At 72.4% G+C, this 18,697-nt stretch carries 17 protein-coding genes and 1 tRNA gene; 7 read left to right on the top strand and 11 right to left on the bottom strand.

The window, feature by feature from the left end; genetic code table 11:
- Positions 1–3 precede the first annotated feature (3 nt).
- Together SOM19_RS15605 and SOM19_RS15610 are read left to right on the top strand one after the other, a co-directional pair.
- Positions 4–3,738, top strand: a complete 3,735-nt coding sequence (locus tag SOM19_RS15605; RefSeq protein ID WP_320487501.1) for an AAA family ATPase — start codon at positions 4–6, stop codon at positions 3,736–3,738.
- The gene (locus SOM19_RS15610; protein ID WP_320487502.1) at positions 3,725–3,931 is read left to right on the top strand and encodes a hypothetical protein; all 207 of its coding nucleotides are present in this window, start codon (positions 3,725–3,727) and stop codon (positions 3,929–3,931) included. Before SOM19_RS15605 ends, SOM19_RS15610 begins: the two co-directional genes overlap by 14 nt.
- A gap of 105 nt (positions 3,932–4,036) precedes the next feature.
- On the opposite strand, the gene mscL is transcribed toward SOM19_RS15610, so the two are convergent.
- Genes mscL through SOM19_RS15625 form a run of 3 tightly spaced genes read right to left on the bottom strand, consistent with a single transcriptional unit; the run spans position 4,037 to position 5,398 of the window.
- Entirely contained in the window at positions 4,037–4,459 is a 423-nt protein-coding gene (gene mscL / locus SOM19_RS15615) for a large conductance mechanosensitive channel protein MscL (RefSeq protein ID WP_320487503.1), read from the bottom strand.
- A 33-nt stretch (positions 4,460–4,492) separates the two neighbouring features.
- Complete coding sequence (locus SOM19_RS15620) at positions 4,493–4,786, bottom strand: FmdB family zinc ribbon protein (protein ID WP_320487504.1); 294 nt, start codon at positions 4,784–4,786, stop codon at positions 4,493–4,495.
- A gap of 15 nt (positions 4,787–4,801) precedes the next feature.
- Positions 4,802–5,398, bottom strand: coding sequence for a 5-formyltetrahydrofolate cyclo-ligase (locus SOM19_RS15625; protein ID WP_320487505.1), 597 nt, complete (start codon positions 5,396–5,398; stop codon positions 4,802–4,804).
- 91 nt (positions 5,399–5,489) lie between these two features.
- Between SOM19_RS15625 and galU the strand changes: the two genes are divergently transcribed.
- From galU to SOM19_RS15640, 3 genes are read left to right on the top strand one after another with little or no spacing between them, the layout of a single operon-like run.
- The gene (galU, locus tag SOM19_RS15630; protein WP_320487506.1) at positions 5,490–6,377 is read left to right on the top strand and encodes a UTP--glucose-1-phosphate uridylyltransferase GalU; all 888 of its coding nucleotides are present in this window, start codon (positions 5,490–5,492) and stop codon (positions 6,375–6,377) included.
- A gap of 22 nt (positions 6,378–6,399) precedes the next feature.
- Positions 6,400–7,032, top strand: a complete 633-nt coding sequence (locus SOM19_RS15635) for a GNAT family N-acetyltransferase (protein ID WP_320487507.1) — start codon at positions 6,400–6,402, stop codon at positions 7,030–7,032.
- A 56-nt stretch (positions 7,033–7,088) separates the two neighbouring features.
- On the top strand, positions 7,089–7,967 hold the full coding sequence (locus tag SOM19_RS15640; RefSeq protein WP_320487508.1) for a large exoprotein: 879 nt from the start codon (positions 7,089–7,091) through the stop codon (positions 7,965–7,967).
- A 43-nt stretch (positions 7,968–8,010) separates the two neighbouring features.
- Here SOM19_RS15640 and SOM19_RS15645 read toward each other — a convergent pair whose 3' ends face one another.
- Positions 8,011–9,216: an amidohydrolase family protein gene (locus SOM19_RS15645; RefSeq protein WP_320487509.1), complete on the bottom strand. Its 1,206-nt coding sequence runs from the start codon at positions 9,214–9,216 to the stop codon at positions 8,011–8,013.
- Positions 9,217–9,337: 121 nt separating this feature from the next.
- Here SOM19_RS15645 and SOM19_RS15650 point away from each other — a divergent pair.
- Positions 9,338–9,410: transfer RNA gene (locus SOM19_RS15650), tRNA-Ala, on the top strand.
- Positions 9,411–9,492: 82 nt separating this feature from the next.
- Here SOM19_RS15650 and SOM19_RS15655 read toward each other — a convergent pair.
- From SOM19_RS15655 to hemE, 7 genes are all read right to left on the bottom strand, one after another.
- Complete coding sequence (locus SOM19_RS15655) at positions 9,493–10,116, bottom strand: DUF6624 domain-containing protein (protein ID WP_320487510.1); 624 nt, start codon at positions 10,114–10,116, stop codon at positions 9,493–9,495.
- A 700-nt stretch (positions 10,117–10,816) separates the two neighbouring features.
- Entirely contained in the window at positions 10,817–12,130 is a 1,314-nt protein-coding gene (gene hemL / locus SOM19_RS15660) for a glutamate-1-semialdehyde 2,1-aminomutase (protein ID WP_320487511.1), read from the bottom strand.
- Positions 12,127–13,092: a porphobilinogen synthase gene (gene hemB / locus SOM19_RS15665; protein WP_320487512.1), complete on the bottom strand. Its 966-nt coding sequence runs from the start codon at positions 13,090–13,092 to the stop codon at positions 12,127–12,129. Before hemB ends, hemL begins: the two co-directional genes overlap by 4 nt.
- Positions 13,089–14,018, bottom strand: a complete 930-nt coding sequence (hemC, locus tag SOM19_RS15670) for a hydroxymethylbilane synthase (RefSeq protein WP_320487513.1) — start codon at positions 14,016–14,018, stop codon at positions 13,089–13,091. Before hemC ends, hemB begins: the two co-directional genes overlap by 4 nt.
- Complete coding sequence (gene hemQ / locus SOM19_RS15675; RefSeq protein ID WP_320487514.1) at positions 14,015–14,713, bottom strand: hydrogen peroxide-dependent heme synthase; 699 nt, start codon at positions 14,711–14,713, stop codon at positions 14,015–14,017. The genes hemC and hemQ overlap by 4 nt, the downstream gene beginning before the upstream one ends.
- Before the next feature lie 462 nt (positions 14,714–15,175).
- A complete protein-coding gene (locus tag SOM19_RS15680) occupies positions 15,176–16,381 on the bottom strand; it encodes a protoporphyrinogen/coproporphyrinogen oxidase (RefSeq protein WP_320487515.1) in 1,206 nt (401 codons plus the stop codon).
- Positions 16,374–17,432 carry a uroporphyrinogen decarboxylase gene (hemE, locus tag SOM19_RS15685; RefSeq protein WP_320487516.1) on the bottom strand — a complete coding sequence of 353 codons (1,059 nt, stop codon included), beginning with the start codon at positions 17,430–17,432 and terminating at the stop codon, positions 16,374–16,376. Before hemE ends, SOM19_RS15680 begins: the two co-directional genes overlap by 8 nt.
- A gap of 17 nt (positions 17,433–17,449) precedes the next feature.
- On the opposite strand from hemE, the gene SOM19_RS15690 reads away from it, so the two are divergent.
- Complete coding sequence (locus SOM19_RS15690; protein ID WP_320487517.1) at positions 17,450–18,697, top strand: glutamyl-tRNA reductase; 1,248 nt, start codon at positions 17,450–17,452, stop codon at positions 18,695–18,697.

The raw sequence follows: 18,697 nt of genomic DNA on the forward strand, positions 1-18,697 counted from the left end.
AGGGTGGCTCGTGTGTGGCGAGCAGAAGGCAGCGTCGTGGCCGGCGCAGACAGCGCCGAGTCAGGCAGCGTCGTGACCCCGGGCGATCTCGGCCTTGCCGAGCCCGACGTCACGGTGGCCCACGTCGCCGACCCCGAGCGCGAGCGCCTGCGGGTGCAGTCGGCGGAGCTGGGCGGCCGCTCGACGCTGCTCCACTTCACGGATGCCGCGGATGCCTCGATCGAGATCACCAAGGCGCACCCGGGCAGCCTCCCGCAGTTCATCACCGGGCGCTCGACGCTCCTCTCCAACCTCTTCCGCGACGAGGTGGCCCTGCGCAACGCCCGCCTCGCGGCCGAGCGCATCACCGCCAAGAACGTCGAACTGCGCACCACGCGCGGCATCGAGGCCGTGCATCTGGCCGTGGGCCTCGCCACCTGGCGCATCGGCAACCTGGAGTGCACCGCGCCGATCCTGCTCCGTCCGCTGGCGATCCGCCGTCATCACGCCGACTTCGAACTCAAGCTGCAGGGCGCGTTCGTGGTCAATCCCGAACTCGTCCGCGCGATGCGCACCCACTTCGGCATCGAGATCGACGGCGCCGGGCTCGCCGTGCTCGCGCACGAGGGCGGCGTGTTCAAGCCGCAGCCCGTCATCGACCACCTGCGTGCACTGACCTCGTGGATCGAGTCGTACACGGTCAAGCCACGGCTGCTCGTGTCGAGCTTCGCCGACGTCGCCGGAGGCATGGCGCGCGATGCCTCCAACCTCGACCATCCGGTCCTGAACGCCCTCGCGGGGCATCACTCCGATCGCGAGGCGCTCGCCATCCGGCGCGACACGCCGGCGCCCGTGAGTCCCGACGAGCGTCCGCCCGCCGCCGACACCCTGCTGCTCGACGCCGACTCCGAGCAGGAGCGCGTCCTCGCCCGCATCGTCGCCGGACAGTCGCTCGCCGTGCACACCCTGCCCGGCACGGGCGGCACCCAGACCGTGATCAACGCGGTCGGAGCGCTCGTCCGCGACGGCCGCCGCGTGCTCGTCGTGAGCGCTCGCAGCTCGACGGTCGACGGCATCCGCCATCGCCTGGCCGGCATCGGCCTCCCCGGGCTCGCGGTGTCGCCGCGCCGCCTGCAGCGCGATCTCATCCGCGCCATCGGCCGCAATGAGAAGGCCGAGCAGCCGAAGATCGCCGACGTCGACGACGCCCTGGTGCGCCTGCGCAGCGTGCTCCGCGACTACCGCGGCGCTGTCACCGCCCAGCACCCCTCGCTGGGCGTGTCGGTCCTCGACATCCTGCGCTCCCTCGCCGCGCTGAACGGACGCGAGGTCTCGCCCTCGACCGAGGCCCGGTTCGACGGGCCCACGCTCGAGCGCCTCGCCGACAGTCGGACGGATGCCGCCGCGAAGCTGTCGTCGGCGGCGCGCTTGGGGGAGTTCCGCTTCGGCCCCGACGACTCGCCCTGGTACGGGGTGTCGTTCGCGACGACGGAGCAGGCCCGTGCGGCCCACGCGCTGGCGGGCAAGCTGCAGCGCAGCGACGTGCCCAACCTGCTCGAGCGCGGCTACGAGCTCATCGCCCAGACGCGCATGCGCCCGTTCCACACGATCGCCGAACTGGGCGCGTACCTGCGACTGCTGCAGGGCATCCGCGACTCGCTGGACCGCTTCAGCCTCACCGTTTTCGAGCGCCCTCTCGGCGAGCTCATCCAGGCGCACGCTCCCCGCCGTGACTCCCCGACGTTGAGCGGAGCCAACCGCCGTCGCCTGCGCCGCCTGTCGCGCGAGTACGTGCGGCCCGGCGTGCACATCACCGACATGTACGAGGCGCTCCTGCGCATCCAGCAGCAGCGCACCGAGTGGCAGCGCTTCGTGGACGCCGGCGTCACGCCCGAGGTGCCGCTCGGCCTGAGCGACGTGCACGTCGCCTGGCAGCGGGTGGATGCCGAGCTCGGCGAGCTCGACGAGATCCTCGGCCGCAGCGGCGCCGATCGCCTCGTCACGCTGCCGGTGAAGCAGCTCGTGCGCACGCTCGCCGGACTCGCGGCCGACTCCGACGTCTTCGACAACCTCAAGGAGCGCGTCACGCTGCGCACCGAGCTGCGCTCCCTCGGCCTCGAGCCGCTGCTCACCGATCTCTCGGTGCGGCACGTGCCCGAGGACGAGGTCGCGGCCGAGCTCGAGTACGCCTGGTGGCAGTCCGCGCTCGAGCTGCTGCTGCGCACCGACCGTGCCGTGCTCGGCGCCAACACCGCCGTGGTCGATCGCCTGGAACGCGACTTCCGGCTCGTCGACGAGGCGCATGCCGCGGCATCCGGTCCGCTTCTCGCGGCCCAGCTCGCGACGCAGTGGCGGATCGGCATCGTCGATCACCCCGCCGAAGCCGGCGCGCTCAAGCTCGCACTCAAGAACGGCGCCGTCACCCCTGAGCACCTCGCCGTCGTCGCCCCGTCGCTCTCGCGCACGCTGGCTCCGGTCTGGCTCGCGTCGCCCTACGACGTGCCCGAGATCCCCTCGTCCGCCGACTTCGACGTCGTGATCGTGGCGGATGCCGCGGCCCTCTGCCTCGCGGAAGCCGCCCCCGCGCTGCGGCGCGGCCGGCAGATCGTCGTCTTCGGCGACCCCGTGACGCAGAAGCCGACCCCGTTCCGCGTGGCCGCCGGCTTCGCGAGTGACGCCGTCGAGCCGGAGGAGCCGTTCGACTCGACGAGCGTGTTCGAGCGCCTCGCCGACATCCTCCCCGTCGAGACCCTCACCCGCAGCTATCGCGCCGGCGGCGAAGATCTCGCCGAGCTCGTCAACGACGCCTTCTACGGCGGCGAGCTGGTGTCGCTTCCGTGGGCGGGCTCCTACCTCGGCCGCGGCAGCCTCGGCGTCGACTACGTCGAGGGCGGCACCGGCGCCCCCGATCCGATCACCGGCGCGGTCGAGAGCCCCGACGCCGAGGTCGCCCGCGTGGTGACGCTCGTCGTCGAGCACGCCGTCAACCGCGGCACCGAGTCGCTCATGGTGGTGACCGCGAGCTCGCGGCACGCCGAGCGCATCCGGGCCGCCGTCGACGCCGCGTTCTCGGGACGCGCCGACGTGGCCGACTTCGTCTCGCGCGACACCGCCGAGCCGTTCGCCGTGCTGACGCTCGAGGAGTCCGTCGCGGAGAGCCGCGACCGCGTGATCTTCTCGCTCGGGTTCGGGCTGACCAAGCACGGCCGGGTGCTGAGCGACTTCGGAGACCTGTCGACACCTGACGGCGAGCGGCTGCTCACGGTCGGCATGACCCGGGCCCGACGCTCGATGGTCATCGTGTCGTCCATCCGACCGTCGGCCTTCGACGAGGGCCGGCTGGAGCACGGCGCCGCGACGCTGATGTCGATCCTCGGCGGAATCGCCGCGCGTGCCCGCGAGGCCCGCCTCGAGGACCTCGCCGATCCGCTCACGCTGGGCCTGGCCCGCGAGCTCCGGCGCCTCGGACTCTCGGTCGACGTGCACTACCGCGGCCTGCTCCCGCTCGTCGCCCAGTACGACGGCAAGGCGGTCGTGGTCGAGAGCGACCCCGAGACGATCGGGGAGTCGCTGCGCGAGTCGCTGCGACTGCGCCCGCAGATCCTCCGCCGCCTGGGTTGGCACTACGTGCGCGTGCACTCGTTCGACCTGTACAGCGACCCCGCGGGCGTCGCGCAGCGCATCGCCGAGATGCTCGGGGTGCCGCCGGAGGCGCTGCGCGTCGAGAACGACACGCAGCCGATCGATGTCGTCGAATAGGCGCCAGCGCATCGAGCGGGTCCCCGGGTCGCGCCGTGCGAAGCTCACGCCCGCGCCCGGCACGAGCCCCGAGCCCGTTCCCGCCGACGACGAGGAGACAGCGGATGCCGCAGCCCCGGCGGACGCGGCATCCGGAGCCGTGCGCGGACCCAACGACGACCAGTTGAGACGCGACGTCCCGCCGCACTACTGACGCTCGGTGGGGCGTTTCGTCTCGCTTCGCTCGCTCAACGAGCGGGGGCCGGTGGGCGTGACCCGGTCGTTGAGCGAGGGAGCGCAGCGACCGAGACGAAACGTGTCAGCCGCGCGGCGTGGTGCTCTGGCTGCCGAGCAGGTCGCGGATCTGCACCAGGAGCTCCTGCTCGGTAGGCAGCTTGGGCTCCTCGTCGGCTTCGGTGAGCCCGGCCTTCGCGGCGGCGCGCGCCTTGAGCTTGTTCATCGGGAACACGAACACGAAGTAGACGACGACCGCGACCGCGAGGAACCCGATGATGGCGTTGATGAGGTCGCTGATCGGGAAGGTCACCGGGCCCCACATGCCCTCGACGGTGAATCCGATCTTGCCCTCCGCATCGGGCTTCCAGAAGAGCTCGATGAACGGCGTGATGATGCTCGAGACGATCGAGTTCACGACCGCGGTGAACGCCGCGCCGATGACGACGGCCACTGCCAGATCGATGACGTTTCCGCGGAGGATGAATTCCTTGAAGCCCTTGATCACGTGATGCTCTTCACTCTCTCCGGCGTGCGCCGGTCAGGATCCGGTGGAGGCGGGGGAGGCCTTCGCCTCGGGCTTCGATGATGCCGAACCCGATGAGGAGGCGCCGGACGAGGCATCCGTCGACTTCTTCTCTCCGGCGCTCTTCTCACCGGCCCGGGAATCGGTGCGGTAGAAGCCCGACCCGTTGAAGGTGACGCCGATCGAGCCGTACTCCTTGCGGAGCGGGCCGCCGCATTCGGGGCACTCGGTGAGCGTGGGGTCGGCGAAGGACTGGACGGCGTCGAAACGATGGCCGCACTGCTTGCAGGCGTAGGCGTAGGTGGGCATGTCTCTCTCGGACGTTCAGCGCCGCGAAGGCGCGAGGACAACGGTCTGCGTGGGGGTGACGACCCCGGTCACGGGCTGGTCGTGCACGTCGCTCGGAACCTCGTCGACGACCTCGGAGTCGAAGACGACGGCGTAGACGGGCGGGCAGCGGTGCATCGAGCCGATGGTCTTGTCGTAGTAGCCGCGGCCCCAGCCGAGGCGCATGCCCCGGCGGTCGACGGCGGCGGCGGGGATGACCAGAAGGTCGACGTCGTTCACGGCGATCGGGCCGAGCAGTTCGCCGACGGGTTCGGGAAGACCGAACATGCCCTCGGCGATGTCGAAGCCGGGCGTCGCCACCGACCAGTCGAGAAGGCCGTCGGTGCGCGTGACGGGGAGGAGCACACGGATGCCGCGCGCCACCGCCGCGGCGACGAACTCGCGGGTGTCGGGCTCGGTCGTGGTCGAGAGGAAGCACGACATCGACGTGACGCCGAGCCTGTCGACCAGCGCATCGAGCTGCTCGCGCACACCGGCGGAGGCCACTTCGCGGGCGTGGGGGGTCAGCAGCTGCCGCCGCTCCCTCAGCTCTGCGCGGAGCGCGCGTTTCGCATCGGCGATCGCGTCGGACATGCCCTCGATTCTAGGCGTCGCCCGCCTCGCCCCGGCGCGCCCCCGGAATCGGCGGCCTAGTGCCTCGATGGTCGCCAACTAGAATCGTCCAATGCTCCACACCCCCATCAAGGCAGTGATCCCCGCGGCGGGACTCGGCACCCGATTCCTCCCGGCAACGAAGGCGATGCCGAAGGAGATGCTCCCGGTCGTCGACAAGCCCGCCATCCAGTACGTCGTCGAGGAAGCGGCCCAGGCCGGGATCGAGGACATCCTCGTCATCATCGGGCGCAACAAGAACGCGATCTCGAACCACTTCGACTCGGTGCCCGAGCTCGAGGAGAAGCTGAAGGACAAGGGCGACGACGACCGTCTGCGCCGCGTCATGGCTTCGAGCGATCTGGCCGACATCCACTTCGTCCGCCAGGGCGAGCCGAAGGGTCTGGGCCACGCAGTGCTGCGTGCCCGCGCCCACGTCGGCGACGCGTCGTTCGCCGTGATGCTCGGCGACGACCTGATCGACGAGCGCGACCCGCTCCTGACCACCATGATCGCCGAGCACCAGCGCACCGGCGCGTCCGTGATCGCGCTCATGGAGGTCGACCCCGAGCACATCCAGATGTACGGGGCCGCGGCCGTCGAGGAGACCGGCACCGACGGCATCGTCAAGGTGACCGGCCTCGTCGAGAAGCCCAAGAAGGAGGACGCCCCCTCCAATCTGGCCATCATCGGCCGCTACGTCCTCACCCCCGCAGTGTTCGACATCCTGGAGCGCACCGAGCCGGGCAAGGGCGGCGAGATCCAGCTCACGGATGCCCTGCAGGAGCTCGCCAGCGACCCCGAGGGACCCGGCGTGTACGGTGTCGTCTTCCGGGGTCGTCGGTATGACACCGGCGATAGAGTGGACTACATCAAGGCCATCGTGCAGCTCGCGGCCGACCGCGAGGATCTCGGTCCCGAACTGCGGCCCTGGTTCAAGGAGTTCGCGGCGACGCTCTGACGCCGCCCGTTCGAGGGGGGTCATGGTGGACCTGACGGCTCCCCGCACGCACGGCCCGGTATCCATCCGGATCGTGCGTGCTCGTGATGCGCGCACCCTTCAGAACGAGCTGATGTTCAATCGCGAGTGGCTGCGTCCGTGGGAGGCCACGAGCCCCGACGGCCCGGTCTCGTTCGACATGCGGCTCGGCGTGCGCCGCCTGCTCCAGCAGTACCGCGACGGTGCGGGCGTGCCGTTCGTCATGGAGCACGACGGCGACATCGCCGGCCAGCTCAACGTGTGGGGGATCGCGCGGGGCTCGCTCGCCTCCGCGACCATCGGCTACTGGGTGAGCAAGCGGTACGCCGGGCGCGGCATCACCCCGACGGCCGTCGCCCTCGCCACCGACGTCTGCTTCACCGAGCTGCGCCTGCACCGCATGGAGATCTGCATCCGCCCGGAGAACCTCGCGAGCCTCCGGGTCGTCGAGAAGCTCGGGTTCCGCTACGAGGGCCTCCGCCGGCGCTACATCCACATCGACGGCGACTGGCGCGACCACTACGCGTTCGCGCTGGTGCGAGAAGAGGTGCCCGAGGGCGTGCTCCAGCGCTGGGTCGCCGGGCGCGCACCGCAGGACGCCGCCACCGTACCGCCGGCCGATCGCCTGCACGCATAGTCCGACACGCGACCGATGGCCGGGCGTGGGCACGCGCGTCGCCTACCGTTGTCGACATGGGTGGGCAGGTGCTGGGCGGGGGCGTGATCGTTCTCGTCGCCGCGCTCCTGTGGCTCGTGTATCTGCTTCCGACCTGGCACAGTCGACGCCAGTTCGACGCCGCCGAGCGCAACGCCGTGCGGCTGAACCAGGCGCTCCGGGTGCTCGCCGAGACGAGCGAAGTGCCGGGTGAAGTGCGCTTGGAGCTCAACGCCCGCACGGCCATGGCCCAGCAGCGCCTTGCGCGTCAGGCGATGGCCGAGCGAGAGTCCGCCGCCCTCGAGCACGCCAAGGCCGACCTCGAGCGGGCGCGCTCCGAGCACGCGGCGGTGCGCGCGATTCCCGCGGTGCGCCAGGCCCGCGCTCGTCGCCGGCTGCGCCTCGCCGCCACGAGTGTGGCGCTCGCCGCGATCGGCGTCGCCGTCTGGGGCGCGATCCAGGTCGTGACCACCGGTGCGCAGCTCCTGCTCTGGGCAGGCGTGCTGGTCGCCATCGCCGCGGGGCTGCTGCTGCAGCGCATGTCCCAGGTCGGCGCGCGCGCGGCTGCGAAGACGATGGATGCCGCGACCCGCGCTCCCGCGCACCTGCAGGATGTCGAGCTCGAGCGTGAGCCGCGCGTCTGGGCGCCGCGCGAACTTCCGAGGCCGCTCACGGCTTCTGCCGGATCCCGCGCTTCTGCGGTGCTCGAAGCCGAGGCGGCTCGCGAAGCGCTGCGTCAGGCTGCGCTGGAAGAGGCGATGCGCGAGCGCGCCGCCGCGCAGCGTCCGCCGTCGATCGACGTCGCACGCACGGCCCGCGCGGGCGGGTCCGAGTACTCGCAGATGGGCTACGTCGACGACGCCGAGATCGAGGCGCACGTGCGCGACCTGCTCTCACGCCGCGCCGCCGGGCAGTGACCCCGGCTCAGGCCTCGGCTCAGGCCTGAGCCCAGGCCCCCGCTCAGGCCCCGTAGAGCACGCTTCCGGCGCCGAGCACGAGCTCGCGCGGGGGAGTGCGCACCAGAGCGTCCATAGGGTTCTCGGCGTCGAGCAGCACGACGTCGGCGCGATCGCCCGCGGCCAGGGCGTTGCCGCTCAGGCCGGCGAAGGGCGCGGCCGCCGTGGTGGCCAGCTCGACCACGCGGCGGAGATCCTCGTCGCGCACGAGACTCGAAGCTCGCGCGTACTGCCACGCGATGCCGAGCAGATCGCCGGTGCCGTACGGGCTCCAGAGGTCACGGATACCATCCGTGCCGAAACCGAAGCGGACGCCGGCCTCGTCGAACTCGCGGAGCGGCAGCTGCGGCAGCCGGAGCGGCGCGACCGTGGTCATCGTGACGTCGAGCGCCGCCATCCGTTGCAGCAGATCCCGGCGCCGCACCGCGTCGACCTGGGCGATCGCGAACCCGTGGGCGATGTTGACCCTGCCGACGAGTCCGAGCGCCTCGGTGCGATCGAGGATGAGGTCGAACTGGAACGCCCCGAGCTCGGCGGGATCGTGCAGGTGGATGTCGATCCCCGCGCCGGTCTCAGCGGCGAGGGCGAAGATCGCGTCGAGCTGTCCGACCGGGTCGCGGTCGATGCTCGCGGGGTCCAGACCGCCGATGTGCTCGGCACCCGCCTCCACCGCGGCGTTGAGGAGCTGGACGACGCCGGGGCGACGCAGCACGCCGTCCTGCGGGAACGCCACGATCTCGGCCTGGATCGCGCCGTCGTACTCGGCCACGGCGTCGCGCACGATCTCGATGCCCCGCACGCCGAGCCCCAGATCCACATCGACGTGCGTGCGGAGCGCCGTCGTGCCGAACCGCACGAACTCGGCGAGCACGCGACGGGTGATGTCGAGGCTCGGGATGCCGAGCTCGTCGCGGCGGGCGCGCTCGTGGCGGATGCGCCCGTCGGTGCCGCCCTCGCCGCCGTACGACTGCCACGGGTGGCCGATCCACGACTTGTCGATGTGCGCGTGCGTGTTCACGAGTCCGGGGAGTGCGAACAGGCCTCGGCCGTCGATCTCGTCCGGGCCGACGGGTGCGGCGGTGGCTGTTTCCACCGCCGTGATGAGGCCGGCCTCGTCGATGCGGATGTCACGCAGCGACCCGTCGCGGCCGCCCGCCTCGATGCGGACGTTTCGGACGGCACGGACGGGGAGGGCGGACGCGGAGCTCATGCCTCCATCCTCTCCCGCAGCGTGCTTTCCAGCGGCGCGACCCTGTTTCGGGCGGTCGCCGACGGGCCATCGCGGCGGTCCGGGGCGGCCGCGCGAGCGTGATAATCTAGCTGAGGTTTCCGGGCCTGTGGCGCAGTTGGTAGCGCGCCTCGTTCGCATCGAGGAGGTCAGGGGTTCGAATCCCCTCAGGTCCACAACCGAGAAATGCCCCTGCTTGCGGGGGCATTTCTGCGTTCATCGGGCGGAGCCTTCGATCCCTCGAGAGCCCCACGCCGCTCAGAAGTCCTCGGCGCAGATCTCCTCCATCTCGGCGTAGTAGTCCGCGAGCGGGGGGAGTCCGGCATCCGCTCGTCGCTCGTCGACGGCCTCTTCATCGACGATCGGCGTGACGGGCTCGGGGCCGTCCTCGCCGCAGCCGATCTGCGTCCCATAGGTCTGCGGCTCTCCCGCGCCGACCGCGACACGATCGGTGAGATACGCGAGGTTGCCCGGCGAGGCGTCTTCGGCCTCGACAGCAGCCGCAAGGTGCGCGAGGGCCAGCGCCTGGAAGTCCGGGTCCTGGTCGGAGTGCTGCGCGATCGCCCAGGCGGCGTCCTCGGCCTCTTCGCCCACGAGCGAGTACGACGGCCAGCCGTGCTCGAGGATGATCTCCTCGAGGCGGGCGGTGCGGGGAGCGTCGCCTCCGTGGTCGGCGCCCTCGAGGCGCTCGGCCTGGTCCTCCTCCAGCATCGTGAGGAGCTCGTCGCGCAGCGCCTCGTCCAGGTCGGCGGCCGGCGTGTGCACGATCACGCCGTCGGTCGGTGCCGATGTCGGCTCGGTTGTCGACGGCGGCCCGGAGCACCCTCCGAGGAGGGCGGCGAGCAGCGCGAGGGTGGCGAGTGTCGCGGCAGTGCGGCCCATGGCCGTACGGTACCCCGTCGCGCCGACGGCGTGCCATCGCGTCCCGACCAGTCGCCGCCGTTCCAGATTCAGGAGGAACCGCACACCTCGGCCCTGCGGGAAGGGCGCAGGGCGGCGCGCCTCCTGAATCTGTGACAGCTACGGCCGGGATCCGGCCGGCCCCGGCCGGCGCGCATCCTGACCGGCGGCTGAGGCGTGGCGTGCGTGAATATCCTCAGGCCCCTCCCGTTGCCCGGCGGTCCGGTCGCTGCCGTGCCGGATTCAGGAGGAACCCGCCGATCCGGTTCCGCAAGAGGGGTTGCAGGCGGCGTGTCTCCTGAATCTGTAACGGCTACAGCCGAGGCCGCCCCGCCGACGGCGTGAGTCGGAACCGGCGTCCTGAGAGTTGCGCCGCCGCGGCCTTACCAGTCGCCGCCGTACCGGATTCAGGAGGAACCGGCCGATCGCGCCAGCCGGAGGGGTGCCCGGGCGGCGTGTTTCCTGAACCTGTGACGGGACCCGGCCCGGAGCCGCCGATGCGGCCAGCGGGGCCAATCCGGTCGCTGCCGTTCCGGATTCAGGAGGAACCGCGGCGCCCCGGCCCCGCGGCGCGGCGCCAGGCGGCGTGTCTCCTGAATCTGTGACGCGACGCCGGAGCGCGCCGCACGCACCCCGGCGCACCCGGCACACGCGCGTGGTGGCCCGGGGCGGTCGCCCGGGGTCAGACCGGCTCGGCCCCGGCGGCGGCGCGTGCGGCGGCGGGCAGGGCCTCGATGATCTGCGACACGGCTGCGTCGTCGTGGGCGGCCGAGACGAACCACGCCTCGAACACCGACGGCGGCAGCGAGACGCCCTGCTCGAGCATCGCGCGGAAGAACGGCGGGTAGCGGAACGCCTCCTGCGCCTTCACGGTGTCGTAGTCGTGCGGTGCGGTGCCGGCGAACTGGATGGAGAACAGGTTGCCCGAGCGCTGCACCACGTGAGTGACGCCTTCGGCGGCGAGGGCGGATGCCGCGGCATCCGCGATCCGCGAAGCGGCGGCGTCGATGCGGGCGTAGGCGTCGGCGTCGAGGTGGGCGAGGGTCGCGCGCCCGGCCGCGACCGCGAGCGGATTGCCGCTCAGCGTGCCCGCCTGGTACACCGGCCCCAGGGGAGCCAGCAGCTCCATGAGCGCCGCCGAACCGCCGAGCGCCGCGAGCGGCAGCCCGCCGCCAACGACCTTGCCGAAGGTGATGAGGTCGGGAGCGAACGGCACCGGGTCGATCCCGTACCAGCCGGCCGTCCCGACCCGGAAGCCCGTGAGCACCTCGTCGAGGATCAGCAGCGCGCCGTGCGCGTGCGCGATGTCGGCCAGCGCCGCGTTGAAGCCGTGCGCAGGGGGAACGATGCCCATGTTGGCCGGAGCCGCCTCGACGATGACCGCGGCGATGTCGCTGCCGCGAGCGGCGAACACCTCGCGCACGGCGTCGACGTCGTTGTAGGGGATCACCAGGGTCTGTGCCGCGATCGCCGCGGGCACGCCCGCCGAACCCGGCATGGCGAGCGTCGCGACGCCGGAGCCGGCCTCGGCCAGCAATCCGTCGGAGTGGCCGTGGTAGTGGCCGGCGAACTTCACGATGAGGTCGCGGCCGGTCGCACCGCGCGCCAGGCGGATGGCGGTCATGGTCGCCTCGGTGCCCGTCGAGACCAGGCGCACGCGCTCGATCGGGCGCACGCCGTCGCGGCTCACGCGGGCCTCGATCAGCTCGGCCAGCTCGGTCTCGCCGGGCGTCGACGCTCCGAAGCCGAGGCCGTGGGCGGCGGCATCCTGAACAGCCTTCACGACGGCGGGATGCGCGTGCCCGAGGATCGCGGGACCCCAGGATCCGACGAGGTCGACGTACTCCCGGCCCTCGACGTCGGTGACACGCGGGCCCGACGCCGAGACGAAGAAGCGCGGCGTGGCGCCGACGGAGCCGAACGCCCGTACGGGGGAGTTGACCCCGCCCGGCATGGCGGCGCGTGCCCGGGCGAACTCCTGGTCGTTCGTGGTCATCGGATCCATCCTGCGAGTTCGACGGCCCAATAGGTGAGCACGGCCTCCGCGCCGGCGCGACGGATGCCGAGCACGGACTCCTCGATCGCCCGGCGCCGGTCGATCCAGCCGTGGGCGGCGGCCGCCTCGATCATCGCGTACTCGCCCGACACCTGGTACGCCCACACGGGAACAGGGCTGGATGCCGCGGCATCCGCCAGCACGTCGAGGTAGCTCATCGCGGGCTTGACCATCACGACGTCGGCGCCTTCGGCGACGTCGAGCTCGATCTCGCGCGCGCCCTCGCGGCGGTTCGCCGGATTGAGCTGATAGGTGCGCCGGTCGCCCTGCAGCGACGACTGCACGGCCTCTCGGAACGGGCCGTAGAAGGCGGAGGAGTACTTCGCGGCGTACCCGAGGATCGGGGTGGCGGCGTGGCCGGACGAGTCGAGCGCGTCGCGCACCGCCGCGACCTGGCCGTCCATCATGCCGCTGAGCCCGAGCAGTTGCGAGCCGGCCTCGGCCTGGGCGATCCCCATCTCGCGGTACCGCTCGAGCGAGGCGTCGTTGTCGACGCGTCCCTCGGCATCGAGCACGCCGCAGTGCCCGTGGTCGGTGAACTCGTCGAGGCAGAGGTCGGTCTGCACGACGAGCGCGTCACCGGCTTCGGCGACGGCGATCCGCGTCGCGACGTTCAGGATGCCGTCCGGGTCGGTCGCACCGGAGCCGACGGCGTCCTTGTGCTCGGGCACGCCGAACAGCATGACGCCGCCGATGCCGGCGGCCGCGGCATCCGCGATCGCGCCCTTGAAGGACTCGGTCGTGTGCTGCACCACGCCCGGCATCGACGAGATCGGCACGGGGGCGCCGGCGCCCTCGCGGACAAACATCGGGAGGATCAGGTCGGCGGGGTGCAGGCGGGTCTCGGCGACGAGCCGGCGCATGGCCGGGGTCGCACGCAGGCGCCGGGGGCGTTCGATCATGGGCGTGCTCCGGTCAGTCCGGCGGCGCCGGCATCGATCAGCTCGCGCGCGACGCCCTCGGCGATGTCGAGCGACACGTCACCGTCATCGGGCCAGACCCCGGCGTGGGACGAGGTGAGGACGGTCGCGCCGTCGAGGCTGTAGACGCTGGCCGAGAGCAGCAGCAGGCCGGCGTCGACGACGGCGCGGGCGCCGAGCGGGGCCGAGCAGCCGGCCTCGAGGAGGGCGAGCACGTGCCGCTCCGCCTCGACGGCGGCGCGCGTCTCGGGGTGGTCGAGCGCCCGGACGAGGTCCTCGTCTCCTCGGCGCACCTCGACCGCGAGGGCGCCCTGCCCCGGAGCGGTGGGCCACCGGTCGGCGTCGAGCAGCTCGGTGATGACGTCGGCGCGGCCGAGGCGGCGCAGCCCCGCCGCGGCGAGCACGACGGCATCGAGATCGCCGGGGGCCACCCGGCCGAGCCGCGTGTCGACGTTGCCGCGGATGTCGACGATCTCGAGGTCGGGACGCTTCGCCCGCAGCTGCGCCATGCGCCGCGGCGACCCGGTGCCGACGCGGGCGCCCGCGGGCAGGGCCTCGAGCGTCAGACCGTCGCGCGCGCACAGGGCGTCACGGGGGTCTTCGCGGGAGGGGATCGCCGCGACGACGAGCTGGTCGTGAGGGGCGGTGGGGAGGTCCTTGAGCGAGTGGACGACCAGGTCGCAGCGACCCTCGACCAGCGCATCGCGCAGCGCACCGGTGAAGAGCCCCATGCCTCCCGCGCGCGACAGCGGCTCGTTCGAGCGGTCGCCGTCGGTGGTGATCGTCACGAGCTCGGTTCGCACGCCCGTGGCGTCGGAGAGATCGGAGGCCACCATGCCGGTCTGGGTGAGGGCGAGGGCGCTGCCCCGCGTGCCGATGCGCAGCACGCTGCTGGATGCCGCAGTCACGACAGCACCTCGCCGATCTCGTCGAGTCCGATGCGGCGTCCGGTGTAGAACGGCACCTCTTCGCGCACGTGCCGTCGCGCCTCCGTCTGCCGCAGATGCCGCATGAGGTCGACCAGGTCGACGAGCTCGGGAGCCTCCAGCGCCAGGATCCACTCGTAGTCGCCGAGCGCGAAGCTCGCCACGGTGTTGCTGAGCACCTGACGATGCTCCGAGCCCTTGCGGCCGTGGTCGGCCAGCATCGCCCGTCGCTCGTCGTCGGGGAGGATGTACCACTCGTACGACCGCACGAACGGGTAGACGGTGAGCCACGTCTCGGGCTCCTTGCCGCGGAGGAACGCCGGCAGGTGGCTCGCCGTGAACTCGGCGTCGCGGTGCACGCCCATCGCGTTCCACACCGGGATGAGCGAGGCCAGCGGCTCGGCGCGGCGGAGCACGCGGAGTGCGGCCTGCAGTGCCTCGGGCTCGCCGGACGACTCCGGTGCGCTGTGCAGCCAGATCATGAGGTCGGCGTCGGCGCGCAGGCCCGAGACGTCGTAGAACCCACGGACAGTGACTCCGGATGCCTCGACCTCCGCCACAGCGGCGGACAGGTCGCCGGCGGGGGCCGGGTGGTGGGGGTCACGGCGGAACACGGCCCACAGGGTGTAGCCGATCGCGGGGTTCTCGGTCGGGGGGGCTGCCGAGGGATCGCTCATGAACCCATTGTTTCATCCCGCGCGGGAGCCGAAGGCGCCGGTCGTTGAGCGAGGGAGCGGAGCGACCGAGACGAAACGCGCAGTCGCGCGTGGGGGCGTTTCGTCTCGCTGCGCTCGCTCAACGAGCGGACGACCGCGGTGAGCGTACGCCCGGGATGGCCGGTGCAGATTCAGGAGACACGCCGTGACGCACCGCCGGAGGGAGGGTGGGACGCGGCGTGTCTCCTGAATCTGTGCCGCCGCGGGACCCGGTCGTTGAGCGAGGGAGCGGAGCGACTGAGACGAAGCGGGTCGAGTGGCGGAGGGCGAGCGGACGGCCGGGGTCAGCCCCGCTGGATGAGCGCGTCCGCGGTGCGCGGACGACGGCGATGGCCGACCCAGGTTCAGGAGACACGCCGTGACGCACCGCCGGAGAGGGCCGGGACGCGGCGTGTCTCCTGAATCTGTGCCGCGGCGGGGTGCTCAGCGTCCGAGCAGTGCGTCCGCGGCGCGCTCGGCCTGGGCGATGATCCCGGCGAGGCCGGAGCCTGCGACGGTCTCGCCCACGACGGACCTGTCGGTGACGGATGCGGCGGCCGGGCGGTTCCAGGTCACCTGCGCCGCATCGACCACGACGGGGAGCGCGACCCCGAGCAGCACCTCGGCATCGCGGCGCGCGGTCTCGACAGGATCGGCGGGCACGTCGTCATAGGACAGCCGCAGCACGTGGCGCCCGCCGGCGACCTCGCGCAGCCACTCCCACTTGGCGGTGGCGTGCGTCAGAGCGCGCGCGGCCACCGGCGCCCCCTGCGCCACGAGGAGCCCGCTGCCGCGGGGGGCGGCATCCAATTCGTCCTGCTCGACGACGAGCGTGATGAGGTCGATCCGGCGACCGGGCTGCGACGGAGAGGCGAGGCCCGGAGCGGCGATCACGACGGCGCCGGGGAGCGTCGAGACGTCGTCGACACGGGCGCCGAGACGCACGTCGACTCCGCGCCGCGCCAGGTCGTCGGCGAGCGCGGGTACGAGCCGGTGGACGCCGCCGCGCAGGCCGGCCACGGCAGACCCCGGGGGAGCGGCGGCCCGCAGGCGCGACACGGCGCCCGCCAGCGACCCGCCGTCGACATAGGCGGCAGCAAGGCCGGGGTGGGCGCGGGCTACCGGCACGTCGTCGGGGTGCTGCGAGTGGACGCCGTGCACGACGGGAGCGACCAGGCGATCGAGCACCTCGGCGCCGAACCGCTCGCGGACGAGGGCGCCGAGGCGAGCGTCGTCGGGCAGCGGTGAGACCGGGAGCGCATCGAGCGCGATCGCGCGCTGCGCGGCCTCCGCGCCGACCACCCGCACCACGTCGGCGGCGAGCGGGTCGGCCGGGATGCCGAGCAGCGCCGTCGCAGGGAGCGGCACGGCGGGTCCGGCCGCCGGCTGCAGCCAGGCCGGTCCAGGGCGGGGCTCCACGATGTCGCCGTCGAGCCCTAGCTCGGCGAGCAGGGCCGCTACGATCCCACCCCGCACGGCGAAGCTCTCGGCCCCGGCATCCAGGGCGATGCCCGCGACCTCGTGTCGCGCGACCGTGCCGCCGAGACGATCGGATGCCTCCACCAGCACCACTCCCGCGCCGGAGGCCGCGAGCCGCCGGGCCACCACGAGCCCTGCGATGCCGCCGCCGACGACGGTGAAATCAGCCATGGGTGTGGACGAACTCCACGATGCGGGTAAGGACGGTCGGGTCGGTGTCGGGCGGCACGCCGTGCCCGAGGTTGACGACGTGCGCGCGAGCGCTGCGGCCGCGCTCGAGCACGCCGGCGATGTGCGCCTCGAGCACCGGCCACGGCGCCGCGAGGAGCGCCGGGTCGATGTTGCCCTGCAGTGGCACGTGGGCGCCGAGCCGGCGCGACGCCTCGTCGAGGGGCAGGCGCCAGTCCACCCCCATCACATCGACGCCGATCCCGTGCATCGCGGTGAGGAGCTCACCGGTGCCGACGCCGAAGTGCACGAGCGGCAGGCCCAGCGCCTTGGCGCGCTCGAGCGCCCTCGCCGAGTGCGGTGAGACGTGGGTCGTGTAGTCGGCAAGGCTGAGCGATCCGGCCCAGGAGTCGAAGAGCTGCCCGGCCGACGCTCCGGCCTCGAGCTGGGCCTCGAGGAACGCGCCCGTGATGTCGGCGCACCACGTCAGCAGCGCCGACCAGGTGGCGGGGTCGGAGTGCATGAGCGCGCGCGTCTTGAGCTGCTCCTTCGAGGGGCCGCCCTCCACGAGGTAGGACGCCAGTGTGTACGGGGCGCCGGCGAAGCCGATGAGCGGCGTCTCGCCGAGCTCCGCGACCGTGCGGGCGACCGCCTCACGGATCGGCGCGAGCGCCTCCGGCTCGAGCGGCGGGAGGGCGGCGACGTCGGCGGCGGTGCGCACGGGCTCGGCGAGCACGGGTCCGCGCCCGGCGACGATCCGCACATCGACGCCCGCGAGCTTCACCGGGATCACGATGTCGCTGAAGAAGATTCCGGCGTCGACGCCGTGTCGGCGCACCGGCTGCAGAGTGATCTCGCTCGCCAGCTCGGGGTTCAGGCAGGTCTCGAGCATGTCCGTGCCGGCGCGGAGATCCCGGTATTCCGGCAGCGAACGGCCCGCCTGCCGCATGAACCAGACGGGCGTCGTCTCGGGGCGGTCGCCGCGGTACGCGCGGATCAGCGCGGGCGGGTTCTGGCGATGGACGATGGATGGGTGAGAGCTATGCAGCGGCACACGTTAACATTAGAGTCGTGCTTCTCTGTCTCACCGCGAACCATCGGAACGCGAGCCTCGACATCCTGGAGCGCCTCTCCATCGGGGCGCCGTCGGCGACTCGCGCCCTCGTGGACGATGAGCTGTTCGTGGCCGGGGCCGTCGTGCTCGCCACGTGCAACCGATTCGAGGCTTACCTCGACATCGATGAGCCGCTGACGGGCGGCGAGGCCGTCGCGGTCGAGTCGGTCGTCGAGGCGATGGCGGCGGCATCCGATGTCCCGGTCGAGCACCTCCGCGCGTCGGTCACCGTGCATTCCGGTGAGGATGCCGCGGCACACCTTTTCGCGGTGACGAGCGGGCTGGAGTCCGTCGTCGTCGGCGAGGACGAGATCTCGGGTCAGGTGCGCCGCGCCCTCGACGCCGCGCGTGCCGAGGGCACGACGAGCGGCGAGCTCGAGCGACTCTTCCAGAAGGCGACGCACACGAGCCGCGGCATCCGCAATCGCACCGGCCTTCGCGGCACGCACCGGTCGCTCGTGCGGTTCGCCCTCGAGCTGGCCTCGAGCCGCGTGGCCGACTGGTCCGCCGCCCGTGTGCTCGTCGTCGGCACCGGCCGCTACGCCTCGCGCACGGTCGAGGCCGTGCGCGCGCGCGGCGCCCTCGGCATCGAGGTGTTCTCGCCCTCGGGCCGCGCCGGCGCGTTCGCGGTGAAGCACGGGCTGCTTCCCGTCTCGGACTTCGCCGAGGCCGCCTCCCGCGCCGACGTCGTCATCACCTGCACGGCCGACGCCGTCGTGCACGCCGACGCCTTCACCGCGGGACGCCGCGTGCTCGTCATCGACCTCGGCCTGCCGCGCAACGTCGACCCCGCCGTCGGGCTCGTCGAAGGCGTCGAGCTCCTCGACCTCGAGACGATCCGCCTGCACGCGCCGCTCGAGCAGTTCAGCGCCCATTCCGATGCCCGCGCGATCGTGGGCGACGCGGCGAGCGAGTTCACCGCCGATCGCACGGCCGGCCCCGCGATCACCGCTCTGCGCCGGGACGTCCTCCAGATCGTCGACGAGGAGATCGCGCGCGCTCGTGCCCGCGGTGCCGGCGATGAGACCGAAGCGGCCCTCCGGCACCTCGCCGGCGTGCTGCTCCACCGGCCGTCGGTCCGCATCCGCGAGCTGGCCGTCGAAGGACGGATCGACGAGGTCACGGCGGCGCTCGAGATGCTGCACGGGCTGTCGGTCGACGTCGAGCCGATCGCCGACGGCGACATCTGGACCGCCTCGGCCTAG

The sequence above is a fragment of the Microbacterium sp. CFBP9034 genome (assembly GCF_034045255.1).
Classification (GTDB): Bacteria; Actinomycetota; Actinomycetes; order Actinomycetales; family Microbacteriaceae; genus Microbacterium.